The sequence below is a fragment of the Pseudomonas sp. 14P_5.3_Bac1 genome, from assembly GCF_025466135.1.
GTDB lineage: Bacteria > Pseudomonadota > Gammaproteobacteria > Pseudomonadales > Pseudomonadaceae > Aquipseudomonas.
The window spans coordinates 22,636-33,416 of sequence record NZ_JANLOF010000083.1; the positions used below are offsets into that span (position 1 = coordinate 22,636).

The 10,781-nt window shown below is 63.0% G+C and carries 13 protein-coding genes; 9 read left to right on the forward strand and 4 right to left on the reverse strand.

Annotated elements, in window-relative coordinates; all coding sequences use genetic code 11:
- Position 1: 1 nt before the first annotated feature.
- From NTD89_RS24675 to NTD89_RS24690, 4 genes are read left to right on the forward strand one after another with little or no spacing between them, the layout of a single operon-like run.
- Positions 2-421, forward strand: a complete 420-nt coding sequence (locus tag NTD89_RS24675) for a YybH family protein (RefSeq protein ID WP_262210180.1) — start codon at positions 2-4, stop codon at positions 419-421.
- Between the two features lie 42 nt (positions 422-463).
- Positions 464-808 (forward strand): YciI family protein, encoded by a 345-nt coding sequence (locus tag NTD89_RS24680; protein ID WP_242196266.1) that lies wholly within the window; start codon positions 464-466, stop codon positions 806-808.
- A 27-nt stretch (positions 809-835) separates the two neighbouring features.
- Positions 836-1,312, forward strand: coding sequence for an SRPBCC family protein (locus NTD89_RS24685; protein WP_262210182.1), 477 nt, complete (start codon positions 836-838; stop codon positions 1,310-1,312).
- Positions 1,309-2,532, forward strand: a complete 1,224-nt coding sequence (locus tag NTD89_RS24690) for an RNA polymerase sigma factor (protein ID WP_262210183.1) — start codon at positions 1,309-1,311, stop codon at positions 2,530-2,532. Before NTD89_RS24685 ends, NTD89_RS24690 begins: the two co-directional genes overlap by 4 nt.
- 62 nt (positions 2,533-2,594) lie before the next feature.
- Here NTD89_RS24690 and NTD89_RS24695 read toward each other — a convergent pair whose 3' ends face one another.
- Positions 2,595-3,449 (reverse strand): LysR family transcriptional regulator, encoded by an 855-nt coding sequence (locus NTD89_RS24695; RefSeq protein ID WP_145159448.1) that lies wholly within the window; start codon positions 3,447-3,449, stop codon positions 2,595-2,597.
- A gap of 88 nt (positions 3,450-3,537) precedes the next feature.
- Between NTD89_RS24695 and NTD89_RS24700 the strand changes: the two genes are divergently transcribed.
- The gene (locus NTD89_RS24700) at positions 3,538-3,978 is read left to right on the forward strand and encodes a multidrug/biocide efflux PACE transporter (RefSeq protein ID WP_262210184.1); all 441 of its coding nucleotides are present in this window, start codon (positions 3,538-3,540) and stop codon (positions 3,976-3,978) included.
- On the opposite strand, the gene NTD89_RS24705 is transcribed toward NTD89_RS24700, so the two are convergent.
- On the reverse strand, positions 3,965-4,870 hold the full coding sequence (locus NTD89_RS24705) for a LysR family transcriptional regulator (RefSeq protein WP_145159444.1): 906 nt from the start codon (positions 4,868-4,870) through the stop codon (positions 3,965-3,967). The two genes, NTD89_RS24700 and NTD89_RS24705, sit on opposite strands and share 14 nt — an antisense overlap.
- A gap of 50 nt (positions 4,871-4,920) precedes the next feature.
- Positions 4,921-5,679, reverse strand: coding sequence for an SDR family NAD(P)-dependent oxidoreductase (locus NTD89_RS24710; protein WP_262210186.1), 759 nt, complete (start codon positions 5,677-5,679; stop codon positions 4,921-4,923).
- Between the two features lie 106 nt (positions 5,680-5,785).
- Between NTD89_RS24710 and NTD89_RS24715 the strand changes: the two genes are divergently transcribed.
- Positions 5,786-6,682, forward strand: a complete 897-nt coding sequence (locus tag NTD89_RS24715; RefSeq protein WP_145159441.1) for a LysR family transcriptional regulator — start codon at positions 5,786-5,788, stop codon at positions 6,680-6,682.
- Here NTD89_RS24715 and NTD89_RS24720 read toward each other — a convergent pair.
- Positions 6,679-7,596, reverse strand: a complete 918-nt coding sequence (locus NTD89_RS24720) for a LysR family transcriptional regulator (protein ID WP_145159439.1) — start codon at positions 7,594-7,596, stop codon at positions 6,679-6,681. The two genes, NTD89_RS24715 and NTD89_RS24720, sit on opposite strands and share 4 nt — an antisense overlap.
- Positions 7,597-7,700: 104 nt before the next feature.
- Between NTD89_RS24720 and NTD89_RS24725 the strand changes: the two genes are divergently transcribed.
- The 3 genes from NTD89_RS24725 (at position 7,701) to NTD89_RS24735 (ending at position 10,683) form a co-directional block, all read left to right on the forward strand.
- On the forward strand, positions 7,701-8,504 hold the full coding sequence (locus tag NTD89_RS24725; RefSeq protein WP_262210188.1) for a 5-oxoprolinase subunit PxpA: 804 nt from the start codon (positions 7,701-7,703) through the stop codon (positions 8,502-8,504).
- A 329-nt stretch (positions 8,505-8,833) separates the two neighbouring features.
- On the forward strand, positions 8,834-9,712 hold the full coding sequence (locus tag NTD89_RS24730; protein WP_145159435.1) for a 5-oxoprolinase subunit B family protein: 879 nt from the start codon (positions 8,834-8,836) through the stop codon (positions 9,710-9,712).
- The gene (locus NTD89_RS24735) at positions 9,709-10,683 is read left to right on the forward strand and encodes a biotin-dependent carboxyltransferase family protein (RefSeq protein ID WP_262210189.1); all 975 of its coding nucleotides are present in this window, start codon (positions 9,709-9,711) and stop codon (positions 10,681-10,683) included. The genes NTD89_RS24730 and NTD89_RS24735 overlap by 4 nt, the downstream gene beginning before the upstream one ends.
- Positions 10,684-10,781 lie beyond the last annotated feature (98 nt).

Sequence of the window (10,781 nt, forward strand, 5' to 3'; positions counted from 1 at the left end):
CATGAGCATTGCAATCACCCGTCTGATCGATGAATGGCAGCAAGCCGTGCTGGCCCGTGATATCGACAAAATTGTCAGCTTTTACGCCGACGATATCGTCTCGTTCGACGCCGTCACCGCGTTGCAATTCAAGGGCAAGGCGGCCTACCGCACGCATTGGGAAGACTGCATGAAGCATTGCCCCGGCCCCGGTATTTTTGAGTTCCATGAGCTGCATATCGTCGAGGCACCCGAGAGTGCGTTTGCCCATTGGCTGGCCCATTGCGGCGGTGCCGGGCCGGATGGCGTGGTGAAGGCCTGCTGGATGCGGGTGACCGCCGGTTACCAGCGCATCGAGGGTCAATGGCGCGTGGTGCATGAGCATTGGTCAGCGCCCTTCGACATGAACAGCGGCAGCGCATTGTTCGACCTGAAACCCTGACCGCCACGAACTATAGTCAGTAGTCCGAAAACGGAGACGCCCATGAAATACCTCTGCCTGATCTACAGCGACGAGCAGGTGTTGCACACCTCGCCGGACAGCCCTGCGGACCCCGAGTGTTTTGCCTATGCCGAGGCCATCCAGGCCAGCGGGCGCATGCTCGCCGCCGAGCCACTGGAGTCGGTGAGCACCGCCACCACCGTGCGCATGCGCAATGGCAAGTTGTCGATCACCGACGGGCCGTTTGCCGAAACCAAGGAGCAGCTCGCCGGGTTTTACTTGATCGAGGCCAAGGACTTGAACGAAGCGATCCAGGTGGCCGGTGGCATACCGGCGGCCAGGGTCGGCAGTGTGGAAGTACGCCCCGTGCGTGAATTGAATCTCTGAAAACAACAACCACAAGAGGTTTATCCCATGACAACGCCAATTGCCGAATTTGAACTGTCCATCAGCCGCTTGATCGACGCCCCGCGCAACCGTGTGTTTCGCGCCTGGACCGAACCTGCCTTGTTGCAACAATGGTGGGGACCCCACGGCATGACCACGCCCGAGTGCGAAATGAACCTGTGGGTCGGTGGCCTGTTTCGCACCCTGATGCGCGCACCGGATGGCGCCGAGTACCCAACCCAAGGCGTGTTCCTGGAGATCCAGGCGCCGCGCCGGCTGGTGTTTACCGACGCTTACTCGCCAGGCTGGGTGCCATCGGGCAAGCCGTTCATGACCGCTGAAGTGACCTTCGAAGAGGTCGAAGGCAAGACGCTGTATACCGCTCGCGCCATGCACTGGAGCGAAGCCGATAAACAGGCGCATGAAGCCATGGGGTTTCATGACGGCTGGGGCCAGAGCCTGGATCGCCTGGTGACGCTGGTGACCCAGGGCATGCCCGATTGACGCCTGAACTGGAGGCGATCTACCACAGCGAGTCACGCCGCGTGCTCGCCACGCTGATCCGTTTGCTCGGTGATTTCGACCTCGCCGAAGAAGCCCTGCACGAGGCGTTCTTCGTCGCGGTCGAGCGCTGGCAGCACGACGGTGTGCCGAGCAATCCACGCGCCTGGCTGGTCTCGACCGGCCGTTTCAAAGCCATCGACCGCCTGCGCCGCCAGGCCCGTTTTACCCCCTTGTTGCAGGAGCAGGCCGACGCGCTGGAAGCGGCCGAGTGGAGTGAGGACGACGTGGAAGACGACCGCCTGCGCCTGATGTTCACCTGCTGCCACCCGGCGCTGGCGCCTGACGCCCAGGCGGCGCTGACCTTGCGTGAGATCTGCGCCCTCACCACCGAGGAAATCGCCCGCGCCTTTCTCGCCACGCCCACCACCATCGCCCAGCGCATCGTGCGCGCCAAGGGCAAGATTCGCGAGGCGAAGATTGCCTATCAGGTGCCGTCCCGCGACGAATTGCCCGAGCGCCTGGACAGCGTGTTACGCGTGGTTTACCTGGTGTTCAACGAGGGCTATTCGGCGTCGATGGGCGCGAACCTTACTCGGGAGGACCTGACCCGCGAAGCCATTCGGCTGGGGCGCTTGCTGGTGGAGCTGCTGCCAGAGCCGGAAGTCATCGGCCTGCTGGCGCTGATGCTGTTGCACGAATCACGCCGAGCTGCGCGCACCTCGGCCGACGGCGAGTTGGTGTTGCTGGATGAACAGGACCGTGGGTTGTGGGACGCGTCCTTGATTGCTGAAGGCTGCGCACTGGTGGAGCAGGCGTTGAGCACACGGCGTTTTGGCCCGTATTGCCTGCAAGCCGCCATTGCGGCGGTGCACGCCGAAGCGTCGAGCGCGGGGGAGACGGACTGGCCGCAGATTGTCGGGCTCTATGACGTGTTGCTCAGGGCGGTGGCGTCGCCGGTGATCGAGTTGAACCGCGCGGTGGCGCTGGCCATGCGCGATGGGCCGTGGGCAGGCCTGCAGGCAGTGGAGGCAATTTTTGCGCGAAGCGAGTTGCTGGATTACCACTGGGCACATTCGGCGCGCGGGGAGTTTTGTCGGCAGTTGGGGCGTAGCGAACAAACCCGTGCTTCGTACGAAAAAGCCCTGTCACTGACTCAGCAAACCCCAGAAAAGCGCTTTTTAGAGCGACGCCTGGCTGAACTCAAATCCCCCAGACAATAAGGATCAACCCTGTGGGAGCTGGCAAGCCAGCTCCCACATGCAGACGCGTTGCCTAGGGGCAATCACTCCAACATCTTGCCGAGCAACCAACTTCCCGCCGGCCCCGGCGGGTGGTGCCTTGACCACAGCGCGTCCACCGCCACCGAGCGTGGCCAACCACGGGCCTTAAGCTCCACCAGGTGGTCGCCGCCAAAGCGCTCCACCAGCCAGCGCGGTATCGGCGCCCAGCCGAACCCCAGCTGCGCCATTTCCATCAACATCAGGTAGCTGGGTGCCGACCACACGCGCCCAGTGGCACGGATTTCATTCGGGTTGATGATGCTGGCCAGGCGCAGCTCGCGATGCTGCTGCAAGGTGTTCACGCAGATGTTTTTCAAGTGGGCCAACGGGTGTGAAGGCGCAACGAACAGCGCAATTTCGGTGCGCTCTTCCACGGGAGCGCCCGTCAGGTCGGGCGGGTAGGTGTCCTGTTGCTCGATAAACGCAATCTGCGCTCGGCCGCTCTGCACCAGAGCGACCAAGTCTTCGCACTCGGCGATCAGGCATTCCAGCTCAAGGTCCGGGTAGCGCTGTTCAAACGCTTTGAGGGCTATTTCAAAGCGGTCGGACTGGTAAGTATCGGACATGGCGATGGTCAACTTAGGCTCCAGGCCTTGTGACAACTGGCTCGCCGCCAGCGCCAGGCGGCTGCTGGCCTCCAGCACCTGCTCGGCGCGTTGCAACAACACGTGGCCGGCCGGGGTGAGCGTTGGCTTGCGGCTGCTGCGATCAAACAGCGTCACATCCAGGTCAATCTCCAGACTCGCGACCGCCGCGCTGACAGTGGACTGGCTCTTGCCCAACTTGCGCGCCGCGGCGGAAAAAGAGCCTTGGGTGGCCGCTTGGACAAACGCCTGCAGCACTTCATGAGAGGCCATGACTATCGCCTTGATCGATGGTTATTAGTTATGAAGTATCGATTCAAAGGGTAATCATGGCAAGCGTCGTCACTCACGGAGCCGGGCCATGAACCCTACCAAGTCGATTACTGAACGTGTTTGCCAAGCCATTGGTTTTGAGGGTTTGGCGTTGTTGATCTGCACCCCGTTGCTGGCGTGGATCATGGACAAGCCCGCCCTGGAGATGGGCATGGTCACCCTGGCGATCAGCCTGATGGCGCTGACCTGGAACGTGATCTTCAACGGCCTGTTCGACCGCCTGAAGGCCCGCTGGAAACTCGCCAACAATGGCTGGACGCGTGTGCTGCACGCGTTGATGTTCGAGGGCGGCCTGATTCTGATGTGTGTGCCGTTGATCGCAGCGTGGCTGAACATCAGCCTGATGCAGGCGTTTATTCTCGACATCGGCGTGCTGCTGTTCTTCCTGCCGTACACCTATGTGTATCACTGTGGCTATGACGTGCTGCGGGAAAAATTCGTACAGCGCCGGCTGGTCAGCCAAGCTTGAGCGAGGCGACAAACTCCAGAAACGCCCGCACCTTGGCGGCGGGCAAATGCCGCGACGGGTAGTAGGCGTACAACGGAAAACGCTCGTCCGGCCAGTCGGGAAACAACTCCACCAGGCTGCCGGCATTGAGCGCCGGCGTCAGGCCCAGGTCGAGCATTTGCGCCACCGCGTGCCCGTGTTCACACACGCTGTACAAGGTGCTGGCGTCGTTGACCACCAAGCGCCCGTCAGTGCGCACGATCACCTGCTCGCCCTTGCGGTGGAACTCCCAGGCAAACGGGCGCCCGGTCTGCGAGTCGCGAAAGTCCAGGCACATATGCCCGGTTTCCAAGTCTTGTGGCGTGGCCGGTCGGCCGTATTGCTCAAGGTAAGCGGGGGAGGCCACGGTGAGCACGCGCACTTGCATCAATTTGCGCGCGATCAGCGAGGAGGATTGTGGGATGCCGAAGCGAATCGCCACGTCAAAACCGTCGGCGACCAGGTCGCCGAGTTGGTCGCGGGTGTGCAAGTCCAACTGCAATTGCGGGTAGCGGCGCATGAAGTCGCCCAGCACCGGGCCCAATACCAGGCGCGAAAAGTACGGGTCGATATTCACCCGCAAGCGCCCGCGTACGGTCAATGCACTGTCGGCGGCGGAGCTGGCGGCCTCTTCGAGACCGGCCAGCAACGGCGCGATTTGCTGATAAAAACGTCGGCCTTCGTCGGTCAGTTGCACCGAGCGCGTGGTGCGGTCGAACAGGCGAATCCCCAGGCGCTTTTCCAGTCGCGAAATCGCTCGGCTGACCCCCGAAGGCGTCATGTCCAGGCTGTCGGCGGCGCGGGCAAAACTGCCGCTGTCGACCACGGCTGCCAATACGCCCATGCCGCCGGCCAAACCTGGATCGAAACTCATCGGTGATTGCCTGTCTGTGACTTGAAGGCATTGATGCTAGCGCACAATGCCTACAGAAACATGCCGCCCGAAGCTTCGATGCGTTGCCCGGTGATCCAGTGGCTGCCATCGGCCAGCAAGATCGAGATCGCGCCGCCGATGTCGTCTGGCAAACCGGCACGGCCCAGCGCGGTGTTGTTGGCGACCATTGCGTTGAGGTCTTTGTTGTCGCGCACCGCGCCGCCGCCGAAGTCGGTGGCGATGGCGCCCGGTGCCAGGGTGTTGACGGTAATGCCGCGCGGGCCCAACTCTTTGGCCTGGTAGCGCGACAGCACTTCAACCGCGCCTTTCATCGAGGCATACGCCGAATACCCTGGCAGGCTGAACCGCGCCAGGCCGCTGGAGATATTGATGATGCGCCCGCCATCGCTGATCAGCGGGAGCAATTTTTGCGTGAGGAAAAATGGCGCCTTGAGGTGGATGGCCACCAGGCGGTCAAACTGTTCTTCAGTGGTTTCGGCGAAGCTGGCGTGAGCGCCGATGCCGGCGTTGTTGATCAGAAAATTGAAGTGATCCTGTGCGAAAACATCCTTGAGTACTGTGCTGATCTCGCCGACGAAGTCATTGAACGTGCCGCTTTGGCTGACATCCAGTTGCAGCATGGCCGCACGGCCACCCAGCGCCTGAATCTGTTCCACCACCGCTTGGGCGTCGGCTGCGGCGCTGTGGTAGGTGCCGATGATGTCGACGCCCTGTGCCGCCAGGTGCAGCGCTGCGCTTTTGCCCAGGCCGCGGCTGGCGCCAGTGATGAGTGCGATTTTACGGGTCATGGTGCAGTCCTCGTGTGTGATCAGTGGGACTGAGTGTATTTGTCCGCTCGTAACGTGATAAACAGGGCGTTATCGGAATCACTGGCCGGATAAGGCGAACAATCCCATGAACAAGCTTGAGCTGTTGCGCACCTTCGTGCGGGTCACCGAACTGTCGAGTTTCACCCAGGCCGGCGAGAGCCTGGGCCTGCCGCGCTCCACGGTGTCCGAGCACGTGCAGGCACTCGAAGAATTGCTCGGTGCGCGCCTGTTGCAGCGCACCACGCGCAAGGTGCAGGCCACTCAGGACGGGCGCGTGCTGTATGAGCGCAGCAAGGATTTGCTGTCGCACATGGAAGAACTTGAAGGTCTGTTTCGTCAGGATGAAGCGCAACTGAGCGGGCGCATTCGCGTGGACATGCCCAATGTCATGGCGCGGGACCTGATTCTGCCGCGCCTGCCCGAATTCATGCACGCCCACCCCTTGATCGAGCTGGAGATCAGCACCACCGACCGCCAGGTAGACCTGCTCGCCGAAGGTTTCGACTGCGTGTTGCGCGTTGGCGCGCAGCCCGATCAGTCGGTGGTCGCGCGCCTGCTGTACAGCATGCCGATGATCAACTGCGTCAGCGCCGAGTATGTTCAGCGCCATGGCAAGCCCGAGACCCTGGCCGACCTGGCGCATCACCAATTGGTGCATTACGTGCGGCCATTGGGTTCGCGTTCGCCGGGGTTCGAATACCAGCAGGGCAACAAAGTGCACCGCGTGCCGATGGCCGGGCGCGTCACGGTCAACAGCACCGATGCGTACAAGTCGGCGTGCCTGGGCGGTTTTGGCATCACTCAGGTGCCGGTCCTGGGGATTCGCGATTTACTCGAGCGCGGTGAACTGGTGGCCGTGTTGCCTGACTACCCCGCGCCGGCGTTGGACGTGTCGCTGCTCTATGCCGGGCAACGGCATTTGCCACAGCGCGTGCGGGTGTTCATGGATTGGCTGGCCGCCACCTTGCAAGCCCGGATTTAACGCCGCGCCGACAACTGCTGCGGCGCCAGGAAGGCGTCGTGGAAGTAATCCCGAAACGCCTGCATCGCCGGCGTGAACGCGCGCTCGCGGTGCCAGGCCAGGCCGACGCTCATGGGCGTCACCGGGTCGGTCACCGTCAGCGTTTCGATGCGCTTGCCTTCCAGGGACCAGGGCCGGTGCACCAGGTCCGACAGGATCGCCACGCCGCTGCCATTGGCAACCATGCTGCGCACCGCTTCCACTGAACTGGTGCGCAGCCGCACCTTGGGCGTTTGTCCGGCCTGTTCCCAGTAGCGCATGGCGCTGTGTTCGGCCTCGTCGACGGTGAGCAGGATGTAGGGTTGCTGCGCCACATCGGCCAGGCTCACGGCGCCGCGTTCGCACAACGGGTGGTGGCTGGGCAGCCACAGGCGGCGTTCGGAATTGAACAGGATCTCCGAGACGATATCCGGGTGAGTGAGGTTGGCGGTGAGCACCACGGCCATGTCGAATTGACCGTCGAGCAGGCCGTGTTCGATGGCCTGGCGCTCTTGCTCGAACACCTCGATGGTCACGTCCGGGTGCCAGTGTTCCATGCGCTGCAAGTGATGCGGCAGGAAGTAGCCGAGCACCGTGTAACTGGCCGCCACGCGCAGCACGCCGCTGGCGCGGTAATCCGGCAGCGGGCTGTTCAGCGCGTCGTCCACGCTGCGCACAATCACATAGGCTCGGTTGAGAAAGTGCCGCCCGGCATCGGTCAGGTTCATGCCTTGGGCCGAACGCACAAACAGCTGCACGCCGAGCATGGCTTCCAGTTCCTTGATCGCCGTGGTCACCGCCGACTGGGAGATGTTCAAGTGAATGGCCGCCTGGGAAATCTGGCCGATCTCGGCAGTGGCGACGAAATAGCGAACTTGGCGCAAAGTCAGGGACATGGCGTTATCTGATTTTCAGAAGATGGGCCATCTGATAATAGATCTTCCCAAGGGGTCAAGCGCCAGCCTACTTTCCTCGCATCACCTTTGGCGGAGCGACACCGATGCAGGCAGTGGATTTCAATTCAGACATGGGCGAAGGCTTCGGCCCCTGGACCATCGGCGATGGCGTGGATGCTGAACTGATGGCTTACATCAGCTCAGCCAACATCGCCACCGGCTTCCACGCCGGTGACCCCGGTACCATGCGCCGCACCGTCGCGCGCGCCAAGCAACTGGGCGTGGCGATCGGCGCGCATCCAGGCTTTCGCGACCTGGTGGGTTTCGGCCGTCGGCACATCAACGCACCGGCCCAGGAACTGGTGGACGACATGCTCTACCAGCTCGGCGCCCTGCGCGAAATCGCCCGCGCCCAAGGCGTGCCCCTGCAACACATCAAGCCCCACGGCGCGCTCTACATGCACCTGGCCCGCGACGAAGAGGCCGCGCGCTTGCTGGTGCAAAACCTGCAACTCATTGAGCCGACACTGTTGCTGTACTGCATGCCCAACTCGGTGATCTGGCGCGTTGCCAAGGAACTCGGGCAGCCTGTGGTGCGCGAGTTTTATGCCGACCGTGAATACGACCTGACCGGCTCCATCGTGTTTACCCGCAATGTGCGCGCGCTTGACCCTGCAACGGTCGCGGCGCGGGTCTTGCGCGCTTGTCGGACGGGGTTGGTGCGAACGGTAGAGGGCGAAGACCTGCCTATCGAATTCGACTCCATCTGCCTGCACAGCGACACGCCCGGCGCGCTGGAATTGGTCGAGGCCACTCGCGAAGCCTTAGACCAGGCGGGCATCGTAGTCACTGCGGCCAGTGGACGTGTTGGGGGGAGCGGACTCTCTGAGGGCGAGCGGGCTTGCTGAGACGCGGGCTTGCTGTGGCCTGTGGCGAGCGGGCTTGCCCCGCGTTGGGCGGCGAAGCCGCCCCAATAAACGCCGCGTAGTATCAGGTAGCACACAGTCGCCTGATTTAAGGGCTGCTGCGCAGCCCAACGCGGGGCAAGCCCGCTCGCCACAGTAAGCCCACTGGCAACAGTAGGCCCACTGACCACAGTAGGCCCACTGACCACAGTAGGCCCACTGGCAACAGTAAGACCGCTTGCCACAACGACATGCGCTCACCACAACAAAAAGCGTGCCCCCCCACATTATTTTTTGCCTGCCTTTCTACAATGATTCCAAGAGGAACAGACATGGCTGAAACGTCCCCCATCCGCTACAGCTTCGGCGGTGATGAACACCTGTTTGCCGAGGTCAGCGACAGCATGTCCCTGCAGGCCTTTTTCAAAGGCATGGCCGTGACCCGCGCCGTGGAGCGTCTGGCGCTGGAAGGCGTGCTGGATGTGTGCCTGGCCAATGCGTCATTTCAGATTCGCTTCGACCCCGACCGCATCGCGCCACACGTGCTGCTCGACGCCGTGCAAAGCGCCGAAGCCCAGGCCGTGGCCGAGCGCACGTTGCACACGCGCATCATTGAAATCCCGGTGCTCTACAACGACCCGTGGACCCACGAAACGCTGATGCGTTTTCGCGACCGTCACCAAGACCCCACGGGCACGGACCTGGAATACGCCGCGCGCATCAACGGCCTGGCCGACGTGGACGCGTTTATCGCCGCCCACAGCGGCGCGCCGTGGTTTGTGTCGATGGTGGGCTTTGTCGCAGGCCTGCCGTTCATGTTCCAGATGGTTGAGCGCGAACGGCAATTGCAGGTGCCCAAGTACCTGCGCCCGCGCACTGACACGCCCAAATTGACCCTCGGGCATGGCGGCTGCTTTGGCTGTATCTACTCGGTACGCGGCGCCGGTGGTTACCAGATGTTCGGCGTAACCCCGGCGCCGATCTACGACCCGGCGCAGCAGTTGGCGTACCTCAAGGAACACATGGTGTTCTTCCGCCCCGGTGACATCGTGCAGTTCAAACCGCTGGACCGCGACGCCTATGACCTGGCGGTCGCCGAGGTGGACGCGGGGCGTTTCGACCTGCGCATCCGCCCGGTGGAATTTTCCCTCGACGCCTTTCTTGCCGACCCCGTTGGCTATCCGAAAACCCTGCAGGAGGCGCTGGCATGATCAAAGTCATCAAACCCGGCCTCGCCACCTCTGTGCAGGACCTTGGTCGTGAAGGCTATTACCACTTGGGCATTCCGCCCTCGGGTGCGCTCGACCAATACGCGTTGAGCGCGGCCAACCACCTGGTGGGCAACCCGGTGGGTGCGGCGGGCCTGGAATGCACGTTGATTGGCCCGGAGTTGCAGTTCCAACAGGACGCGTTGGTGGCGCTCAGCGGTGCGCTGATGGCGCCGCGCCTGGACGGCGACGTGGTGCACCAGGACACCGCGTTCCAGGTGCGCGCCGGGCAAGTGTTGCGCTTTGAGTTTCCCAAGGCGGGCGCGCGCACCTACCTGGCGGTGGCGGGCGGCATTGATGTGCCATTGGTGCTCGGCAGCCGCTCGACGTACACCCTCGGCGCGCTCGGTGGGTTTCAGGGACGGCTCTTGCAGGCGGGCGATGAACTGCCGATCGGCGATGCCAGTGGGCATGGGCGTGCGGGCAACAGTTTGCCGATGGCGCTGCGTCGCTCAGTCGGCGGCGATGTGACCTTGCGTGTGGTGCCGGGGCTGTATTACGACCGGCTGACTGACGGCGCGAAAAGCAGCTTTTTTGCCGAGCCGTGGACGGTGGGCTCCGAGGCGGATCGCATCGGCTATCGCTTCAAGGGCGGCAGCGCGCTGAGTTTTCAGCCGCGTGAGCAGCCATTTGGCGCGGGCTCTGATCCGTCGAATATCGTCGACAGTTGCTACCCCATTGGCTCGATCCAGGTGCCAGCCGGCTTGGAGCCGATTGTGCTGCACAGGGATGCGGTGTCGGGCGGTGGCTACGCGATGATTGGCACGGTGATCAGTGCGGATCTGGATTTGATCGGGCAGATGCAGCCGAACCAGCGGGCGGGGTTTGTGGCGGTGACGCTGGAGGAGGCCTTGGAGGCGCGGCGGGTGTACAAGAAGCGGCTGAAGGTCATGGCTGGCCTCTTTACTTCCTGACACACCCTAAAACCCCTGTGGGTGGGGGGGGGGGGGGGGGGGGGGGGGGGGGGGGGGGGGGGGGCGGGGGGGGGGGGGGGGGGGGGGGGGGGGGGGGG

Bases quoted from the DNA above. Each gene is read 5' to 3' on its own strand.
- NTD89_RS24675 (WP_262210180.1), top strand. From the start codon at position 2: ATGAGCATTGCAATCACCCGTCTGATCGATGAATGGCAGCAAGCCGTG.
- NTD89_RS24680 (WP_242196266.1), top strand. From the start codon at position 464: ATGAAATACCTCTGCCTGATCTACAGCGACGAGCAGGTGTTGCACACC.
- NTD89_RS24685 (WP_262210182.1), top strand. From the start codon at position 836: ATGACAACGCCAATTGCCGAATTTGAACTGTCCATCAGCCGCTTGATC.
- NTD89_RS24695 (WP_145159448.1), bottom strand. From the start codon at position 3,449: ATGGCCTCTCATGAAGTGCTGCAGGCGTTTGTCCAAGCGGCCACCCAA.
- NTD89_RS24700 (WP_262210184.1), top strand. From the start codon at position 3,538: ATGAACCCTACCAAGTCGATTACTGAACGTGTTTGCCAAGCCATTGGT.
- NTD89_RS24705 (WP_145159444.1), bottom strand. From the start codon at position 4,870: ATGAGTTTCGATCCAGGTTTGGCCGGCGGCATGGGCGTATTGGCAGCC.
- NTD89_RS24710 (WP_262210186.1), bottom strand. From the start codon at position 5,679: ATGACCCGTAAAATCGCACTCATCACTGGCGCCAGCCGCGGCCTGGGC.
- NTD89_RS24715 (WP_145159441.1), top strand. From the start codon at position 5,786: ATGAACAAGCTTGAGCTGTTGCGCACCTTCGTGCGGGTCACCGAACTG.
- NTD89_RS24720 (WP_145159439.1), bottom strand. From the start codon at position 7,596: ATGTCCCTGACTTTGCGCCAAGTTCGCTATTTCGTCGCCACTGCCGAG.
- NTD89_RS24725 (WP_262210188.1), top strand. From the start codon at position 7,701: ATGCAGGCAGTGGATTTCAATTCAGACATGGGCGAAGGCTTCGGCCCC.
- NTD89_RS24730 (WP_145159435.1), top strand. From the start codon at position 8,834: ATGGCTGAAACGTCCCCCATCCGCTACAGCTTCGGCGGTGATGAACAC.
- NTD89_RS24735 (WP_262210189.1), top strand. From the start codon at position 9,709: ATGATCAAAGTCATCAAACCCGGCCTCGCCACCTCTGTGCAGGACCTT.